The 17912-nt window shown below is 69.9% G+C and carries 15 protein-coding genes; 7 read left to right on the forward strand and 8 right to left on the reverse strand.

All coding sequences use genetic code 11. The features are described 5' to 3' along the window. Nucleotides 1-3 precede the first annotated feature (3 nt). The 3 genes from NS2_RS38210 to NS2_RS12300 form a co-directional block, all read right to left on the reverse strand. Nucleotides 4-2406, reverse strand: coding sequence for a serine/threonine-protein kinase (locus tag NS2_RS38210; RefSeq protein WP_083608323.1), 2403 nt, complete (start codon nucleotides 2404-2406; stop codon nucleotides 4-6). 69 nt (nucleotides 2407-2475) lie between these two features. After that, nucleotides 2476-3135 (reverse strand): response regulator, encoded by a 660-nt coding sequence (locus tag NS2_RS12295; protein WP_033087115.1) that lies wholly within the window; start codon nucleotides 3133-3135, stop codon nucleotides 2476-2478. Between the two features lie 106 nt (nucleotides 3136-3241). Beyond that, nucleotides 3242-4438 carry a sensor histidine kinase gene (locus NS2_RS12300; RefSeq protein ID WP_045437458.1) on the reverse strand — a complete coding sequence of 399 codons (1197 nt, stop codon included), beginning with the start codon at nucleotides 4436-4438 and terminating at the stop codon, nucleotides 3242-3244. A gap of 167 nt (nucleotides 4439-4605) precedes the next feature. On the opposite strand from NS2_RS12300, the gene NS2_RS12305 reads away from it, so the two are divergent. Together NS2_RS12305 and NS2_RS12310 are read left to right on the forward strand one after the other, a co-directional pair. After that, a complete protein-coding gene (locus NS2_RS12305; protein WP_147207169.1) occupies nucleotides 4606-5385 on the forward strand; it encodes a hypothetical protein in 780 nt (259 codons plus the stop codon). Beyond that, nucleotides 5382-6953: an alpha/beta-hydrolase family protein gene (locus tag NS2_RS12310; RefSeq protein WP_308640195.1), complete on the forward strand. Its 1572-nt coding sequence runs from the start codon at nucleotides 5382-5384 to the stop codon at nucleotides 6951-6953. Before NS2_RS12305 ends, NS2_RS12310 begins: the two co-directional genes overlap by 4 nt. Here NS2_RS12310 and NS2_RS12315 read toward each other — a convergent pair. The 3 genes from NS2_RS12315 to gatC form a co-directional block, all read right to left on the reverse strand. Further along, on the reverse strand, nucleotides 6914-8905 hold the full coding sequence (locus NS2_RS12315) for an ADP-ribosylglycohydrolase family protein (RefSeq protein WP_083415019.1): 1992 nt from the start codon (nucleotides 8903-8905) through the stop codon (nucleotides 6914-6916). The two genes, NS2_RS12310 and NS2_RS12315, sit on opposite strands and share 40 nt — an antisense overlap. 185 nt (nucleotides 8906-9090) lie before the next feature. Beyond that, nucleotides 9091-10560, reverse strand: coding sequence for an Asp-tRNA(Asn)/Glu-tRNA(Gln) amidotransferase subunit GatA (gatA, locus tag NS2_RS12320; protein ID WP_033087117.1), 1470 nt, complete (start codon nucleotides 10558-10560; stop codon nucleotides 9091-9093). Next, nucleotides 10557-10856 carry an Asp-tRNA(Asn)/Glu-tRNA(Gln) amidotransferase subunit GatC gene (gene gatC, locus NS2_RS12325; protein ID WP_033087118.1) on the reverse strand — a complete coding sequence of 100 codons (300 nt, stop codon included), beginning with the start codon at nucleotides 10854-10856 and terminating at the stop codon, nucleotides 10557-10559. Before gatC ends, gatA begins: the two co-directional genes overlap by 4 nt. 243 nt (nucleotides 10857-11099) lie before the next feature. Between gatC and NS2_RS12330 the strand changes: the two genes are divergently transcribed. The 3 genes from NS2_RS12330 (at nucleotide 11100) to NS2_RS12340 (ending at nucleotide 12999) form a co-directional block, all read left to right on the forward strand. Continuing rightward, nucleotides 11100-11750 carry an ACT domain-containing protein gene (locus tag NS2_RS12330; RefSeq protein ID WP_033087119.1) on the forward strand — a complete coding sequence of 217 codons (651 nt, stop codon included), beginning with the start codon at nucleotides 11100-11102 and terminating at the stop codon, nucleotides 11748-11750. A 269-nt stretch (nucleotides 11751-12019) separates the two neighbouring features. After that, entirely contained in the window at nucleotides 12020-12436 is a 417-nt protein-coding gene (locus NS2_RS12335) for a hypothetical protein (protein WP_033087120.1), read from the forward strand. 26 nt (nucleotides 12437-12462) lie between these two features. After that, nucleotides 12463-12999 carry a hypothetical protein gene (locus tag NS2_RS12340; RefSeq protein ID WP_033087121.1) on the forward strand — a complete coding sequence of 179 codons (537 nt, stop codon included), beginning with the start codon at nucleotides 12463-12465 and terminating at the stop codon, nucleotides 12997-12999. Between the two features lie 141 nt (nucleotides 13000-13140). On the opposite strand, the gene NS2_RS12345 is transcribed toward NS2_RS12340, so the two are convergent. Both NS2_RS12345 and ligA read right to left on the reverse strand, forming a co-directional pair. Next, nucleotides 13141-13644, reverse strand: a complete 504-nt coding sequence (locus tag NS2_RS12345) for a GNAT family N-acetyltransferase (protein WP_033087122.1) — start codon at nucleotides 13642-13644, stop codon at nucleotides 13141-13143. A 213-nt stretch (nucleotides 13645-13857) separates the two neighbouring features. Then, nucleotides 13858-15942 carry an NAD-dependent DNA ligase LigA gene (gene ligA / locus NS2_RS12350; RefSeq protein WP_103557321.1) on the reverse strand — a complete coding sequence of 695 codons (2085 nt, stop codon included), beginning with the start codon at nucleotides 15940-15942 and terminating at the stop codon, nucleotides 13858-13860. A gap of 135 nt (nucleotides 15943-16077) precedes the next feature. Between ligA and NS2_RS12355 the strand changes: the two genes are divergently transcribed. Both NS2_RS12355 and NS2_RS12360 read left to right on the forward strand, forming a co-directional pair. Then, nucleotides 16078-16497, forward strand: a complete 420-nt coding sequence (locus NS2_RS12355) for a PPOX class F420-dependent oxidoreductase (protein WP_036548271.1) — start codon at nucleotides 16078-16080, stop codon at nucleotides 16495-16497. 145 nt (nucleotides 16498-16642) lie between these two features. Beyond that, complete coding sequence (locus tag NS2_RS12360) at nucleotides 16643-17866, forward strand: AAA family ATPase (protein ID WP_228102462.1); 1224 nt, start codon at nucleotides 16643-16645, stop codon at nucleotides 17864-17866. The last annotated feature ends 46 nt before the right edge of the window (nucleotides 17867-17912 follow it).

Consider the following 17912-nt stretch of genomic DNA (forward strand, 5'->3'; position numbering starts at 1 on the left):
GTACTAACCCGACACCAGCACAACAGCCACCACAACCATCAGCAGCAATGCCACAACGGCCAATCCCAGCACCACCAGCGCGGTCACCTGTGACGCCTCGGCCCGCTGCGAAGTCGGAACCAGCCCCGGCCGAACCTGATTCGGCACCGACTGCCCTTGCGCCGCCGGGTACCCCGGCCCGCCCGGGTAACCCGCGTAGCCCGCCTCCCCGCCCGGAACAGCCGCCTCGGCATTGCCAACCGGCGCAGCCCATCCTCCGGCGGCAGGCCCGTACATCTCGCTCGCAGCCGCCGATTCCGCACCGGTCGCCGAACTGGACTCGGGCTCACCGAGGTCCGGCACACCAACCGCCGTCGGTGCGTCCGCGCCGGTCTCGGGCACGAACGCCCCCGAATCCGGATGTCGCGACAGGTCACCCGAAGCCACCTCGGTGCCGGCGGAATCCACGGGCGCAGACGCCTTCGCCGGCTCTACCGTCCCCGTCGGCTCGCTCGTCGCAGTGGACTCGGCGGGAGCCGGTCTCGCGGCACCCATCGACCCCGCCGGATCTCCGTCCACCGATTCGGACTCGGACCCAACGGATTTCGCGCCGACACCGCTGTCCCTGCCGGCGACGCCGGTCGTCATCGGCGCCATCGGGACGGCAGCGGCTCCGGCCTCAGCGGCGGTTCCGGCCATCGGCTGTGACAGCGCTGTCACCGGCTCGGCAATGAGCTCCTCGAACCCGGGCGAACCGACCGGCCCGATCGAAGCCTGTTCCGGTGCGTCCGCTCGACCCGTTCCGGTGGGCGCACCGGGCTGCGCCATGACCTCGGTACGCTGTTCACCCGAATCATCCTGGCGGCCCGCCACAACCACGGGCTGCGGCACCACATCGGTGGGACGCTGTGCCGGGTCCTCCGGTTCCAGCGGCCGAGGGCCGGGTGCTCCAACGCTGGCCGGTGGCGGCAACCGCGGCGGAGCCCCCGCCGCGGCCTGCGGGCGGTTCGAGGGTCGGGTTCCGACCTGCTCGAGCTCCGACCCTGCCTGCCCCGGCGGGGCGAGCGGCGCCGATTGCGGTTGCGGCGCGGGGTAGTCGGCGGGTGCGGGTTCCGGAACGGGCGGACCGGGGCGGGCAGTCGGTCCGGAGTTGACGCGTTCGGTGTCCGGCGGCGACTGCGGTGGAGCCCCTGCCGCGGGCTGCGCAGGCGCGGCAAAGCCGGACGGGCCGCCGGGCTGTTGGGGGTTCTGCGACGCCGGATAACCGGGGGCAGCGATCGGATGCTGCGGGGTGGGTGCGCCGGGTTGTGGTTGGGGCGCGAGGTAATTGGGTACGGGGTAGCCGGGCGCGCCGGGTTGTGGTTGGGGCGCAGGATAATTGGGCGGCGCTGCCGGGATCGGTTGCGGCGCGGGCTGAGCCTGGGGATTCGGCGGTGCGGGATAGGCGAGCGGCTGCTGCTGCGGGGCGGCGGGATAGCCCTGGGGAGGGGCCGGATAGCCCGGGGCCGGATAGGGCTGGGCGGCCGGGTAGTTCGCCTGGGGGGCGGGGGGATTGGGGTATGCGGCTTGCTGGTGGACGGGGTGGGGGGCCTTGGGGCCGGCGAGGGCCTGGCGGGCGGCCTTGGCGAAGGCAGTGCAGGTGGGGAAGCGGTCGGCGGGGCGTTTGGCCATGGCCTTGGTGAGGACGGCGTCCATGGCCGGGGACAGGCCGGGGCGGCGCAGGCTCACGGGGGGTGGGAGGAGTTGGAGGTGGCCGCGGATGAGTTCGGCGGGGTGGGGGGAGTCGAAGGGGCCGGCGCCGATGAGGAGCCAGTAGAGGGCGCAGGCCAGGGAGTACTGGTCGGTTGTGGGGTCGAGGGGGGCGCCCGTCATCTGTTCCGGGGAGGCGTAGGCGAGGGTGGCGGTGAACATGCCCGCCTGGGTCAGGTGGGTGGAGTCCTCGCGCAGGCGGGCGATGCCGAAGTCGGTGAGGAACACGCGTTCACCGTGACCGGCCACGGCCCGGGCCAGAATGATGTTGGCGGGCTTCACGTCTCGGTGCAGCACGCCCATACCGTGCGCGTAATCCAGTGCGCTGGCGACGCCTTCGATCACCTGGACCGCGCGCTCGGGCGGCAGCGTGGCCACATTGACGCTGGCGGCGTCGACCCCGTCCACGTACTGCATCGAGATCCACAGCATGTCGTTCTCGGTGCCGCGGTCGTACACCTCGACGATATTGGGGTGGTCCAGCCGCGCGACCAGATCCGCCTCACGCTCGAAGCGGGCGCGGATCTCCCTGTCCGCGTACAGTTCCCGATTCAGCAGCTTGAGCGCCGTCAGTTTGCCCAGGCGGGGATGCCGGGCCAGATACACCGAGCCCATCCCGCCCTGGCCGAGCAGTCGTTCGATGGTGAACCCGGCGAACACGTCCCCGCTGTTCAGCACTGTCTTTCGACCCCCTTCCGGTGACGTACCAGTCCGTGAGCCTACCCGCCGAAACGCCGTCCGGGCAGGTCAGCCGGGGGTCACCAGTCCGGATTCGTAGGCCAGCACCACCGCCTGCGCGCGATCGCGCAGGTTCAGTTTGGTGAAGACCTTCGACACGTGCGTCTTCACCGTTTGTTCGGCGACGAAAAGACTTTCGGCGATCTCGGCATTGGACATGCCGCGCGCCACCAGCTCCAGCACCTCGCGCTCGCGCGGGGTGAGAACCGCCAGCTGCGGGGCGGGCGCGCGCCGGGCCCGGCGGCGCGTCACATCGGCGATGAGCCGACGGGTGACGGTGGGCGCGAGCAGGGCGTCACCGGCGGCCACCACCCGCACCGCGCGCACCAGTTCCTCGGCGGGCGCGTCCTTGAGCAGGAAGCCGCTGGCCCCGATGGTGAGCGCCTCGTACACGTAGTCGTCGATATCGAAGGTGGTGAGCATGAGCACCCGCACCGGCGACTCGAACCCGGCCGAGAGAATGGCGCGGGCCGCGTCCAGCCCGTTCATCTCCGGCATGCGCACATCCATCAGCACCACGTCCGGGCGCAGCCGTTTCGCCTCGGCCACAGCGATTTTCCCGTCCGCCGCGTCACCGACGACACTGATATCGGGCTGCGCCGCCAGCAGCGCCCCGAACCCCTGCCGCACCATCGCCTGATCGTCGGCGATCAACACGGTTATCGCCACAGTCCCACCTCACGCACGCACCCGAGTTTGCCATGTCACCGGCGTGGCGGCTCCCGCGACAGCAACTTCGCACCCCGGCCGTCGAACCACCTCGCGCCGATCGGCACTACCCCGCGGCGATCGGCACCGACGCCAGCGGCAATTCGGCGTGCACCTGGAATCCGCCGTCCGGGCGCGGCCCGGCCGTAAGCATCCCGCCGACCGCGGACGCGCGCGTCTGCATCCCGGCGATACCGCTGCCGGAGGTACCCGACTGTTCCCCGGATCGCACCGCGATCGGGCGGTCGTTGCCGACATCGAGGGTGAGCTCGGTACCGCACGCGATGCGGACCCGCACCGCCGCCCCGGGTGCGTGCCGCGACGCATTGGCCAAGGACTCCTGCACGATTCGATACAGCGCCAGCCCGGTGGTGTCCGGCACCGTCTCGAGGCTGCCGTCCACGGTCCAGGTGATCGGCACCCCGGCGCGCTGCGCGCCCTCGAGCAGGTCGGGCACGTCGGCCGCGGACGGCTGCGGGGCGTGCTCGGGCAGCTGCCCGTCGCTGCGCAGAACGCCCAGCATGCCGCGGATTTCATTGAGCGCGGCCCGCGCCCCCGTGCCGATGGACTCGAATTCCGCGCGGGCGTCCGGCGACAGCCCGCCGATCCGGTACGGCGCGGTCTGCGCCTGCACCACCACCATCGACATGTGGTGGGCCACCACATCGTGCAGATCGCGGGCGATGCGCGCCTTCTCCTCGAGGATGGCGCGGCGGGCCCGCTCCAGCTCGGTCTCCTCCTCGGACTTGAGCAGCGCCTGCCGCGAGACCGCCACCCATCGGATGAGCAGCCCGAACACCACCAGCCCGGTGATGGCCAGCGGCCAGCCGAACCCGGATTCGGCGAAGCTGTCCCCGGTCTGGGCCATGGTGGTGGCGAACAGCAGCGAGGTCGCCACCCACACCACGGCCACCATCCGGATGGGCGCGCGCACCGCCACCGCGAAGACCAGCGCGAACAGCGCCAGGATGTGCACCACCTGGAACGGGATGGTGTTGCCCGGCTGATTCGGCACCGCGAGTCCGATCAGCAGCGCGGATCCGGCCGAAACCGCCCATCCGAGTAGCGGATTCACGCGTAGTAGGAGAATCGGGAACGCGGCGAACCCCGCGATGAACGGCGCTGCCGCCGCCGGCACCCGATGCGTGACATGCAGCGTCGGCCACGCCACCGCGATGAAGACGATCGCGAGCAGCACCGTGAACATGTCGAACATCTGCCGCGCCCGCAGGACACGGGCCTGCCCAGACCTCTTTCCAGCCATGCCTTCGACGGTAGAGACTCCCCGCCGCCCGCACCTCATACCCCCGAGTGATCTCCTCCCCATACCCCGGTACGACACCGCCACTCCCCCTACCCCGTGCCGCCCATCCGAGAACCGCCCCGCGGGCTGAGGCCCAGGTCGGAACCCGATTCCTACCGTCGAGACCCATGAGAGCGCTCCCGATCTCCCGCAGGATCTCGACCCGTTCCACCCCACCCCGGTCCACCGGCCGCGCAGCCCGGCTGCCCCGCTACGGTGCGCTCACGGCAACCGCTGCGGTCATGTGCTCGGTCGGTGTGGCCTTCGCTCCGAGCGCGGGTGCGGCGAGCACGGGGCCCGGAATGCCCGAGAACGCCGCCGCTCGCATCGGAATCGTGGAATCGGTGGCCGAGCAACCGAATCCGGGCCTGATTCCCGATGACTTCGTGAACACGGCCGGATACCGGCCGGTGGTCGAGGCGGGGATGCTGGTCAACCCGCAGGGTGATTGCTCCTCCCCCGTCCCGCTGCCCGCCGAGTTCGACCTGGCCTGCAAGTCCCACGATCTCGGCTACGACCTGCTGCGCTACGCCGCCGCGCACGGCCAGCCCCTCGGGCCGTGGGCCCGCCAGAGGGTGGACGCCGTCCTCGAACAGCGCATGCACGCGGCCTGCGACGGCCGCGCGAATCCGGTGTCGCGCGCCCGCTGCCAGGTCATGGCCGACATCGCCACCACGGCCGTGGACCTGAACTCGATCCGCCAGGATTACGGCAATCCGATCCCCGAGCCGTTCTTCGAGCGCACCGGCGACGCCCCCTCCCCCGCGGCATTCACACTCTCCGGCATCGGCCTCGCCATCGGATCCGCCACCGCCGCAACCATTCTCATCCGCCGACGCGCCCGGCGGACGATGCCGACCGCGAAACCCGTTCGCGGCAACTCCGATTTCGTGGCGGTGGCGCTATGACGCGCTCGTCCCAGACCGTCGCGACACCCCGCCGCCGAGGCGGACCGGCCCGCGCCGACGACGCGGCAATACCCTCCGGCAAGGCTCGTGCCGCGGCCCGCTCCGCAATCGACGGCGACCCGACCGTCCACCACCCGGACCACGCGTCCGATACCGCGAACTTCGGCGACAGATCCGACGACCGTCGCGGGTCCGACGCGCCGGAACGTTCGGCGCGGGGACCTCGGATGTCGTTCGGGTGGGCCGCGTTCCGGGCTCCCCGGGTGGGAACGAGTGCGGCGGTGGCGGGCGGGACGGTGGTGTCGCTCGCGCCCGGGCTGCTGCCGCGCACGCCGTCGGCGCAGGCGATCGTGACCGCGCTGGTGGTGCTGATCGCCTTGGGTTCGGCCGCGATTGTTCGAATGGTGTTGCGGTGGACGATGTTCGGAATCGTTCATGTGCCGCGGGTACCGGCCGCAGTCGTGGCGATGGCGCTGATCGGCGCCTCGATGGGCTGTGCCGAGCACTGGCAGAACGAGCTGCGGGCCGCCATGGGAGTCGGTGGGATAGGTCCCTGGTATTGGGCGCAGTGGCTGGCGTGGACGGTTCCGCTGGTCCTGATCGTGGTGACCTTCGCACGCTGGGTGCGCTGGGTGACAAGACGATTGGGCCGGACGCGGAGTATCGCGGCCGGGGTGGCGCTGCTGGTGGCCGGGCAGCTGGTCCTCGTGCCGACGGTGATCGAGTGGCGGCAGACGGCCTATGCGGCGGCGAACTCGTATGTGGATCCCGCTCTGGTACAACCGGATTCGCCGACTCGCTCGGGCAGTCCGGTGTCGATGGCGAGCTGGCCGTCGCTGGGGGCGCAGGGCCGCCGGTTCGTGGCCGGGACACCGGCGCGCACCGTGCGGGTCTATGTCGGGCTGGACTCCGCTCCCGATCTGGATTCCCGGGTGGCGCTGGCGATTCGGGAGCTGGAGCGCACCGGCGGACTGCAACGCCGCAACCTGGTGGTGACCGTCCCGACCGGGTCGGGCTGGATCGACAGCGATGCCGCCAAGGGCCTCGACGCCCGGTTCGGCGGGGATGTGGCGCTGGTCGGGCTCCAGTATTCGGACGCGCCGAGCTGGGTCACCTTCATGTTCGGCCGCAATGCCGCCGAGGAATCCGCCCGCGCGCTGTTCCGGCCCGTGGAGCAACGGATTTCGACGCTGCCGGATCCGCCGAAGCTGTTCATCTACGGTCAGAGCCTGGGCGCACTGGGCGGCAGCTCGGTGTTCACCGATGACGCCGACCAGGACCGCCGCACCTGTGGCGCGCTGTGGGCGGGCCCGCCCGCCGGGAACGTCCATCACGGCCGCGCCACGGTGCTGGCGAACGCCTCCGATCCCGTGGTGCGCTGGTCACCGTCGCTGCTGTGGCGCGCACCGGATCTCACCGGCATCCGCCCGGACGCCCCGGTCCCGCAATGGCTTCCGGTGATCAGCTTCCTGCAGACCACCGCCGACCTGCTGGGCGCGCTCGACGCTCCGGCCGGGCACGGTCACCGCTACGGCACCGACCAGGGCACGGTGCTGCCGGGCTGCTGAGGGGCGCTGCGGAATTCGCGGCCGAAGTCGGCGGCGAGGCGTTCGATGGCGGCCGCCGCGTCGAGGCGGGTGCGCCAGAGCTGCGGGATGGCGTGCACCCCGAGCCGCGCGCCCAGCAACGCACCGCAGATCGCGCCGGTCGAGTCGCTGTCACCGGAGTGGTTGACCGCCAACAGCACCCCGTTGCGGAAGACCTGTTCCGGTGTCCCGCCGACGTTTTCGGCGCAGATCGCGGCGCACACCCCCATCGCCAATGCCTCCGAGCCGATCACCCCGGTGCCGAGCTTCTCCAGCAGTCCGGGCGGCGGCATCGGCCGACCGCGGAAGGCCACGGTGTCGGCCAGTCGCACGGCCGCGTCGAGCGCCTGCGTGGTCTCCTCGTGATCGCGGTGCCGGATCAGTTGCGCCCGCGCCTGTTCGGCCGCCGCCCGCACATCCAGTCCCCGGCACAGCCCGAACACCATGGCGGCCAGCGCGCCGGCGGGCAGCCAGCCGCTGGGATTGCCGTGCGTGAGCGCGGCCGCGTCACAGGCCAATTCGAAGGCGTACTCCAGCGAGGGCGTCAGCCCGCAGGGCGCGGAACGCACCACGGCCGCGCACCCCTTGGAGTCGTTGATCGGATGCTCGCGCGTGCCCAGCGGCACCCCCGGCCGCTGCCGCGCCGCCACCCGCCGCATGGCCGAGATGGTGGTCTGCGTCGGCCCGCGATTGGTCATCAGCTCCGGGTACCCGGTCAGTCCGCTCTGCAAGGGCACCGGCTGTTCCGGCAGCGCCCCCTGCCCCTGTCCACGCAGCCACACCAGCAGGTTCTCCTGGATCATGCCCACGGTGGCGGCGGTCCCGGCCTCGCGCGCCCGCGCGCCGCGGATGATCGCCTCCATGCTGAACAGCGCCAGCTGCGTCTCGTCGGAGATCCGCGCCTTGTAGCCGCTGCCCTCCCCGGTGACGCCCGAGATTCCGTAGCGCTGCCGGATGTTCGGCAGCAGCATGGTCTCGATGGGCGCGCCGAGCGCGTCCCCGACGGCCCCGCCGAACAGGCAGCCGAGCACGGTGTCCTCGCGCGGTATCCACGCGGAGCCGGCCGCGCGCGGCCGCCGCACCAGCGAGACCGGTTCGGCCACCGTCTCCCAGGCGGTCTGCGCGAATTCGAAGCAGGTCTCGTAGCGGTCGCGCGGATCCTTTGCGAGGGCCTTGCGCAGCACCGCGTCCAGGTCGGCGGGCAGCCCGGGGCGCAGCGCGCGGGCGGATGGCGGCGGGGATTGCAGATGCCCGAGCATGACGGTCGCGATATTCGGCGCGTCGAAGGGCCCGCGCCCGGTGAGCAGCCGGAACAGCGTGCAGGCCAGCGAGTATTGGTCCGAGCGCGGGCCCATGGGCGCGGAGGTGAGCTGTTCGGGCGAGGCGTAGGCGAGAGTGGCGTTGAGCATGCCGGTGCGGGTCAGGTGCGCGGTGTCGTCGAGCACGCGCGCGATGCCGAAGTCGCTGAGCAGGGCCCGCTCGGTGAATCCGGTGCCGATGCCGCCCGAGCGCGAGAGCAGGATATTGGCGGGCTTCACATCCCGGTGCAGCACGCCGCGCTGGTGCGCGTAATCCAGTGCGGCCGCGGTCTGCACGATGATCTCGACCGCCCGGTCCGGTGTGAGGTCGTACGGGTCGATGGAGGCGCAGTCCACCCCGTCCACGTACTGCATGGCGATCCACAGCTGCTCGTCCTCATCCCCGCGGTCGTACACGGTGATGATGTTGGGATGGTCGAGCTGGGCGATGACGTCGGCCTCGCGTTCGAACCGGGTGCGGGTCTCGTTCTCACCGAACAGCTCCCGGTGCAACAGCTTGAGCGCGATCAGCCGCGGGAGCCTCGGGTGGCGGGCAGCGTAGACCGAACCCATTCCGCCACGGCCCACTTCGCGCTCGATCACGTAGCCAGCGAAGACCTCGCCGCGTCGCAACATCCCCAAGAAAACCCTTCACACACGACGAACCGGCTGCCAGCCTACCGGTCGGAACCGACGGCTCGCAGACATTGCCGTATCGCTTGGAACTCGACCGTCCGGAATCGGACACGCCGTGCGGATGGCAATCGGCCCCCGACGGTTGCTACCATCGGGGGCCGAATTCGCTTGCCGGATGCCGCTGATCAGGCGATCGGTCCGCGGGCCGCCTCGTAGGCCGCGCCGACGCGGTACAGGCGGTCGTCGGCCAGGGCCGGGGCCATGATCTGGAGACCGACCGGCATGCCATCTTCGGCGCTCAGGCCGGACGGGACCGACATGGCGCAGTGCCCGGCCAGGTTGGTGGGCAGGGTGCACAGGTCCGACAGGTACATGGCCAGCGGGTCGTTGACCTTCTCGCCCAGCTTCCACGGGGTGAAGGGACTGGTCGGGGAGACCAGCACGTCCACGGTCTCGTAGGCCTTGTCGAAGTCCTGCGCGATCAGGTTGCGGACCTTGTTGGCCTGGCCGTAGTAGGCGTCGTAGTAACCGGCCGAGAGCGCGTAGGTGCCGATCATGATGCGGCGCTTGACCTCCGGACCCAGCCCGGCCTCACGGGTCAGCGACATGACCTGTTCGGCGGAGCGGGTGCCGTCGTCGCCGACGCGCAGGCCGTAGCGCATGGCGTCGAAGCGGGCCAGGTTCGAGGACACCTCGGACGGCAGGATCAGGTAGTAGGCGGGCAGCGCGTACTCGAAGTGCGGGCACGACACCTCGATCACCTCGGCGCCCAGGTCCTTCAGCTGCGCGACCGCGGCGTCGAAGGAGGCGATGACGCCGGGCTGGTAGGAGTCGGAGTGAAGTTCCTTCACCACACCGACTTTCACGCCCTTCAGGTCACCCTTCGCGCCCGCGCGGGCGGCGGCGACCACCGGCGGCACGGGCACATTGCGCGAGGTCGAGTCGCGCGGGTCGTAACCCGCGATGACCTCGTGCAGCAGCGCGGTGTCCAGCACGGTGCGTCCGCACGGGCCACCCTGATCCAGCGAGGACGCGCACGCGACCAGGCCGAAGCGGGACACGGTGCCGTAGGTCGGCTTGGTGCCGACGGTCGCGGTGACCGCGGCGGGCTGGCGGATCGAGCCGCCGGTGTCGGTGCCGATGGCCAGCGGAGCCTGGTACGAGGCCAGCGCCGCGGCCGAGCCACCACCCGAACCGCCCGGAATCCGGTCGGTATCCCGGGGATTGCGAGTGGGCCCGTACGCGGAGTTCTCGGTCGACGAACCCATGGCGAACTCGTCCATGTTCGTCTTGCCCAGGATCGGGATGCCCGCCGCGCGCAGCTTGGTGGTCAGCGTCGCGTCGTACGGCGACACCCAGCCCTCGAGGATCTTCGACCCGCAGGTGGTCGGCATGTCCGTGGTGGTGAAAACGTCCTTGAGCGCCAAGGGAACACCGGCCAGCGGAGAGGCGATCTCGCCCCCGGCCACCTGGCGGTCGATCTCCGCGGCGGTCAGCAGCGCCTGCTCACCGGCCACGTGCAGGAAGGCGTTGATCTCCCCGTCGACCTCGGCGATGCGCTGAATGTGCGCCTCGGTCACCTCGACCGCGGACACGGCACGGGTGTGGATCTTGTCCGCGAGATCGGCCGCGGACAGCTTGGTCAGGTCGCTCATTCGCCCTCTCCCAGAATCTGCGGAACCATGAACCGCTGCTCCTCGACCGCCGGAGCCATGGCCAGCGCCTGCTCCGGAGTCAGGCAGGGCTGCTCCACATCCGGGCGGGTGACGTTGGTCTCCGGGTTCGGGGACGCGGTGGCGGGCACATCGGCGGCGGCGACCTGCGAGATCTGCGCGACGTGGGTCAGGATGGAATCCAGCTGACCGGCGTACAGATCGAGTTCGTCGTCCGTCAAAGCGAGCCGGGACAGCCGGGCGAGGTGAGCGACCTCGTCCCTGGAGATGGCGGGCACCGCGGGACCCCTTTCGGCATGGTTCGAGCTTGGTGATTGGCCATCCGACAGCCTAGTGGGTCGCGCTGGGCCACCGGTCGCAGGTGTCGGCCGGACCTGGCACCATCGATACGTAACCGATGGGTAAGTGGCCCGCCTCACACCAAACCTTCGATTCGATAACCAGCTCTCGAGGGTGTAAGTATTGCGGGACTCGGGTACCCGTCCGAAAGTTTCGGTGGCAAAAGAAAGAAAGGAAGGCACGTGTCCTACCTGCTTCGCGTGCAACTTCCGGATCGCCCGGGAAGTCTCGGATCGCTCGCCCTCGCGCTGGGTTCCGTCGGCGCGGACATCCTTTCGCTGGACGTCGTCGAACGTGGGGACGGCTTCGCGATCGACGACATCGTGGTGGAGGTCCCCTCGGGCGCACTGCCCGACACCTTGATCACCGCGGCCGAGTCGCTGCACGACGTGCAGGTCGATTCGCTGCGTCCCTACTCCGGAATGCTGGACACCCACCGCGAGCTCGAGCTGATCGATCAGGTCGCCAATGCCCGCGACGATCGACTGCAGGTCCTGGTCGACGGCGTGCCGCGGGTGCGGCGGGTGGGCTGGTCGACCGTGATCGACATGGGGCCGCAAGGGGCTTACCGGGTGGTCGGCTCCCAGAGCGCGCCCTCCACCCAGGCGGGCTCGGCGCCGTGGATGCCCCTGGAAAAGCCGGCGGTCCTCGACGGCGAAGGCGACTGGGTGCCGCAGCTGTGGAAGGACATGGACACCAAGCTGGCCGCCGCGCCGCTCGGCAATACCGGCAAGGCGCTGCTGCTGGGCCGTCCGGGCGGGCCGGACTTCCGGCCGTCGGAGGTCGCGCGGCTGGGCTACCTGGCCGGGATAATCGCGACCGTGCTCGGCTGACACCTTCTCGCGCATAGCGTTTCACGCCCCCACCGGAATTCGGGTGGGGGCGTTCTCGTGCGCCGGATCCGGCCCGATCACCACTCCGCCATCTACGGTCGAACTCAGTAGATTCACAGGGTTTACCTACTATTCAACTACGTAGGAGATCTACGGTCGTACTTAGTGGATAAGTCACCGACGTGACCTGTATCGGCAAGCAGAAAGGCAACGACGCCATGCAGCAAGCCCAACGATCACGCCCAGCCCTCCGACGCCTGGGAGTCATCATGGCCCCCCTGGCGGGCGCGGCCGCCGTGGTACTCATGGCCGGGCCCGCGGCCGCGGAATCCCTTTCCAGCGGAACGGCTTCCGACCATTCCAACTCGACGGGAACAGTCAGCGGCCGCGGCCTGACCGGCGACAGTGCGACCGGCGGCGACCGATCCGACGGCAACAGCTCCGGCGGAATCCTGACCCAGGGCAATGACCCCACCGGCGTACACGCCGGCGACCCCTTCGGCTACTACCACTCGGACATGAATCCCGTTCTGCAGAACCAGCATCCGCGCACCCCCGAACCCGCCACCGAACCGGCGGACCAACCGCTCAACACCCGCGCGGACAACCCCGCCACCTGGACCCCGACCTGGAGCGACGACGGCGCGGCCTACACCGTCTGCCCGCCGCTCGCCAGTTTCTGCTGACCCGCAATCGATTCCAGGGAGCCCTCGTGTCCACCACGGTCAGTACACCCCGCACCCGCCACCTGCACCGCGCGGCCACCGTCCCTCTCGCCGTCGCCGCCCTGACCACCGCGGGTCTGCCCTTCGCCGAGGCCGCCGAACCCGACCCCACCGAACGCCGTCCCGGCGTCGGATGTCTCTGGGCCGGAACGACTTACCCGCAGGGCACCACCGTCGCCGCGGGCGGCACCACCTTCGTCTGCGGAACCGACAACACCGGCCCATACTGGTTCGCAAACCGGTCCGACGGCCCCGCCCAGCCGGTCCCCAACCCCGGCGCGATCAGCTCCCCCGCGGGCCGATTCTCCCCCGGCGCAAGACAACCCGGCACCAGTCACACCGACTACTGCGTCGGCAACCAACTGATACCCGGCACCGACGACATCTACCAGGCGGTCCGGGTCTCCGGCGGGACCCTGCTCTGGAAGGCCGCCGCCCCCATCTCCAACTGGACGTTCAACGGCGACGAACCCGCCCCCACCTGGCGTACCGCCTCCCTGTGTCGCGACGGCCAACTCATGTGAATCCACGCCCGCGCTCCTCGCGGGCCCGCGAGGTTGGCTGGCTCGGCCGTGACGGTCGAGCCGGTCCGCCGACCCCTGAGTGGCACACCAGCGAGGGAATTGCCCCCGATTCCCCTCACTGGTGTGCCACTCGACGCAGCGTCAGAGGGTCAGGCGCATGACCGTGAGCGGGGTGCCCGCGTCGGTGCGCCAATCCCGTTCCGGGACATGAGCGAAGCCCAGGCGGTCGTACATGCGCCGAGCATCCTGCATGGTCGGCATGGTGGTGAGCACCACCGCATCGAAGCCCTCGGCGCGGGCGATGTCGATCACGCGGCGCAGCAGGGCCGTGCCGATACCCAGCCCGCGGGCCCGCTTGGACACCGCGAGCATCCGGAACTCCAACTCCCCCGGCCGGGCGATATCGGCGAACGGCGTACCCGGACGGGCCACGGTCAGCGAGCCGAGCAACTCCGCACCGCGGACCGCCACCAGGATCTCCGCCGATTCCGCACGGGTGGCGGTATCGGCAAGCTCTGCGACATACAGACTTCGGGGATTCACATGCCCCTCGCCCACATACACCTCGACGGTCAGCTCCCCGACCGCCGCGAAATCCGCCGCCTCGGCATCCCGGATCACCACGCCACGCTCATCCGCACCCATCACCACAACTCCATCCCGATTCCTGATCCCACGGCGCGATCGCACACCGCCCTACACACACCCGAGAGCACCTCTCCGGCCTCGACCTCCAGGTCGTAATCCCTGGAACGCGTACTCATCACCACGACTCCGCCCTCGCTCCGGGAACACCACGTACGGCCGATCTTTCGCGGCGGCGCGGATGCCGGGGCACCCGCGCCGTCGGATTTCCTGCTAGTCGGCGACTTCCAGGTCCGCGGAGAACGCGTCCGGGCCCTGCGCGAGAAGCTTGACGAAGCCCGCCTCGTCGAGGATGGGGACGCCCAGTTCCTCGGCCTTGGCGGCCTTGGAGCCCGGGGAGTCGCCGATGACGACGAAAGCTGTTTTCTTGGAGACGGATCCGGCCGCCTTGCCGCCGCGGATGAGGATGGCCTCCTTCGCCCCGTCACGGGTGAAATTCTCCAGGGAACCGGTGACCACGATGGACAGGCCCTCGAGGTTGCGTTCGATGGACTCGTCGCGCTCGTCCTCCATGCGGACCCCGGCCGCGGCCCACTTGTCGACGATGTCGAGATGCCAAGGCACGGTGAACCATTCGGTGACCGCAGCGGCGATGGTGGGGCCGACGCCGTCGGTGGCGGCGAGTTCCTCGGGCGAGGCTTCGCGGATGCGGTCCATGCTGCCGAAGGCGGTGGCCAGGGCGCGGGCCGCGGTGGGTCCGGCGTGACGGATGGAGAGGGCGACCAGTACGCGCCAGAGCGGGCGGTCCTTGGCGGATTCCAGATTCTCCAGCAGGCGTTTGCCATTGGCGGACAGGGTGCCGTTCTTGTTGGTGAACAGCGTGGTGGTGAGCAGCTTGTCTTCGTCCAGCGAGAACAGGTCGCCCTCGTCGGCGATCGCACCCGACTTGAGCAGGTCGATGGCGGCCTCGTAGCCCAGCGCCTCGATATCGAAGGCGCCGCGCCCGGCCACGTGGAATACCCGCTCGCGCAACTGCGCCGGGCAGTACTGCTGGTTGGGGCAGCGGATGTCGGCGTCGCCCTCCTTGGCGGGGGCCAGCTCGGTGCCGCACTCGGGGCAGTGGGTGGGCATGACGAACGCGCGCTCGGAACCGTCGCGGGCGTCCACCACCGGGCCCAGCACCTCCGGGATCACGTCACCGGCCTTGCGAATGGTCACGGTATCGCCGATGAGCACGCCCTTGCGCTGCACCTCGGAGGCATTGTGCAGGGTCGCCATGGCCACGGTGGAACCGGCGACCGTCACCGGCGCCATCACCGCGAACGGCGTAACCCGGCCGGTGCGACCGACATTCACCTGAATGTCGAGCAGCTTGGTGGTGGCCTCCTCGGGCGGGTACTTGTAGGCGATGGCCCAGCGCGGCGCGCGCGAGGTCGCGCCCAGGCGGCGCTGGAGGCTGAACTCGTCGACCTTGATGACCTGGCCGTCGATCTCGTGCTCGATATCGTGGCGGTGCACGCCCCAGTAGTTGATGCGGTCGACCACCGCGTCGGCACCCTGCACCAGCACCGTGTGCGCCGAGACCGGCAGGCCCCAGGAGGCCAGCGCCCGATACGCCTCGTGCTGCGACTCGGGCGCGAAACCCTCGAGCCGCCCGAAGCCGTGGCAGATCATGCGCAGCCGCCGCCGGGCCGTCACCGCCGGATCCTTCTGCCGCAGCGAACCGGCCGCGGTATTGCGCGGATTCGCGTACGGCGGTTTGCCTTCCGCGACGATCCCGGCATTGAGCGCCGCGAAGTCGGCCAGCGTCATATACGCCTCGCCGCGCACTTCCAGGAGCTTCGGGACCGGGAAGTCGGCGCTGTGGGTCAGCTCGTGCGGAATGTCCTCGATGGTGCGGGCATTGAGGGTGACGTCCTCGCCGGTGGCGCCGTCACCACGGGTCGCGCCGCGCACCAGCCTGCCGTCCTCGTAGACGAGATTGAGCGCGACACCATCGATCTTCACCTCGCAGACGTAGTCGATGTCGGCGCCGGCGTCGGCCTCCACCTTGGCGATCCACTGCCGCATCTCGTCCTCGTTGAAGACGTTGTCCAGCGAGTACATCCGCTCCAGGTGATCGACCGGCGCGAACTCGGTGGTGAATCCGCCGCCGACCAGCTGGGTCGGGGAATCCGGGGTGCGTAGATCCGGGTGCGCCTCCTCGAGCGCCGCCAACCGGTTGAACAGCTCGTCGAACTCGCCGTCGCTGATGATCGGCGCGTCCCGCACGTAGTAGCGGAACTGGTGGTCGCGGACCTCCTCCGCCAGCCGCTGCCACTCGACGCGCTCGTCCCCGCTCGCCGCGGTGATCTCCATGCCCGATTCGCTCACACCAGGCACTCTATCGCTCACCACCGACACCTTTGATCAACATTCCCGCACGTCGCACCGTGTTCGGAGAGTTTTCCGCGCCCCGGGAACACCCCCGCAACCGGTTGGGTTCCACCTCGTATGGACCTGGACAAGGCAGTCGATTTCGCGCGCTCCCACCACCGTTCGGTACTGACGACCATCCGCCGCGACACCCGCCCGCAACTGTCCAATGTGACGCACTGGGTCGCCGACGACGGCATCGTGCGCGTCTCCATCACCGCCGATCGTGCGAAGTACCACAACCTGCGGCGGGAACCCTGGGCCGCACTGCATGTCTCGAGCGACGACTTCTGGTCCTACGCGGTCCTCGAGGCCACCGCCGACCTCACCCCCGTCGCCGCCGACCCGCACGACGCCACGGTCGAAGAACTGATCGCCTACTACCGGGCCATCAGCGGCGAGCACCCCGACTGGGACGACTACCGCCGCGCCATGGTCGCCGATCGTCGCGTCGTGCTCCGGCTGACTCCCACCCGCGCCTACGGTCTTTTCCGCTGACGCGGTTGCCGCACACCGCTATTCGGCCGCATCGAATATCCGGATGTCGCCCTCCGGCTGATGACCGCCGGAATCGCCCGAATAAGGTGAGTCGCATTTCCGACCCGCGAGCGGCAGGATGTCCAAGGTGTTGCGTAGTTTTCAGGTGACGAATCATCGGTCCCTCGCCGAACCGCAGGAACTGCGGCTGACCCGGGGTAGCGGGCCGGTCGCCACACCGGTCACCGCGGTGTACGGCGCGGCCGCCACGGGCAAGACCGGGCTCATCGACGCGCTGGAGAAGATGCGCGACGCGGTGCTGAATTCGGTCAGCGGCTGGGATCCCTATTCCGGCCCGGCCCGCACCCCGCATCTCGGATTCGCGGACCGGCCCTCGGAATTCGTCGCGAACTTCGTGGCGGAGGGCTGCCCGTACACCTACGGCTTCCGGCTCGACAATGCCGATGTGGCCGCGGAATGGCTGCACTCGCATCCGCACAATCGCAAGCGGGTGGTGTTCGAGCGGGCCGGGGACGATATCCGGATCGGGCCGATGTTCGAGGCCGCTCGGTACGGTCTGGGTGCGGTGGTGCCGCTGGTGCGCCCGAACGCACTGCTGCTCAGCCTGTCCGGGCAGCTCTACGCCGAACCCCTGGTGCCCGCCTACCGCTGGTTCCAGTCGCTGCTGGAAGTGCAGTGCGGGCAACCGGATACCGCCGAGATCGCGCACCGGGTGGGCTCGCACATCTCCCGCTCCACCGACCACGCGGTACGCCTGCTCACCCTGCTGCGCGCCGCCGACCTCGGCATCACCGATCTGCTGCTGCCCTCGGACGATCCGGTGTACGCGGACTACCTGCGCGACCTGGACACCGATATCGCCTCCACCACAAAGGAGATCGAGTCCTGCACCGTCTCGGCGAACTACGCCGAGGAGCTGTTCCTCGAACACGGCATCACCGTCACCCTGTTACAGCGCGAACTGGCCAACCTCTACGCCGCCCGCGACGCCCTCTACTCCCGCATGGTGGCCCGCCGCGGCGTCGGCCTGGGCCTGTCCCACGAGGGCATCGAGACCGCCTTCGACATCACCGACGAATCCAGCGCCACCCTGGCCATGCTGCGCCTGCTGCCGCCCATGCTCGACGCCCTCGACACCGGCGGCGTGCTGGCCGTGGACGACATCGACGCCGCCCTCACCCCGGAGACGGCCGACAGCCTCATCCAGCTGTTCCAGAACCCGGAAACCAACACCCAGGGCGCGCAATTGGTGTTCACCACCGCCAACCGCACCCTCATCGACCGCGGCAACGGCCGTTCCCAGTCCAAGCGCACCACGGTCTGGCAGCTGCGCCGCCACGAAGGGGTCTCCGAACTCACCGCCCAGTGATCGCACGAGGGCCCGCGGACCGGACGAACGTGCTCGAATCCCGGCC

It is taken from the genome of Nocardia seriolae NBRC 15557, assembly GCF_007990715.1.
Taxonomy (GTDB): domain Bacteria; phylum Actinomycetota; class Actinomycetes; order Mycobacteriales; family Mycobacteriaceae; genus Nocardia; species Nocardia seriolae.

Bases quoted from the DNA above. Each gene is read 5' to 3' on its own strand.
- NS2_RS12300 (WP_045437458.1), bottom strand. From the start codon at position 4,438: ATGGCTGGAAAGAGGTCTGGGCAGGCCCGTGTCCTGCGGGCGCGGCAG.
- NS2_RS12305 (WP_147207169.1), top strand. From the start codon at position 4,606: ATGAGAGCGCTCCCGATCTCCCGCAGGATCTCGACCCGTTCCACCCCA.
- NS2_RS12310 (WP_308640195.1), top strand. From the start codon at position 5,382: ATGACGCGCTCGTCCCAGACCGTCGCGACACCCCGCCGCCGAGGCGGA.
- NS2_RS12315 (WP_083415019.1), bottom strand. From the start codon at position 8,905: ATGTTGCGACGCGGCGAGGTCTTCGCTGGCTACGTGATCGAGCGCGAA.
- gatA (WP_033087117.1), bottom strand. From the start codon at position 10,560: ATGAGCGACCTGACCAAGCTGTCCGCGGCCGATCTCGCGGACAAGATC.
- NS2_RS12335 (WP_033087120.1), top strand. From the start codon at position 12,020: ATGGCCCCCCTGGCGGGCGCGGCCGCCGTGGTACTCATGGCCGGGCCC.
- NS2_RS12345 (WP_033087122.1), bottom strand. From the start codon at position 13,644: ATGGGTGCGGATGAGCGTGGCGTGGTGATCCGGGATGCCGAGGCGGCG.
- ligA (WP_103557321.1), bottom strand. From the start codon at position 15,942: ATGGAGATCACCGCGGCGAGCGGGGACGAGCGCGTCGAGTGGCAGCGG.
- NS2_RS12355 (WP_036548271.1), top strand. From the start codon at position 16,078: ATGGACCTGGACAAGGCAGTCGATTTCGCGCGCTCCCACCACCGTTCG.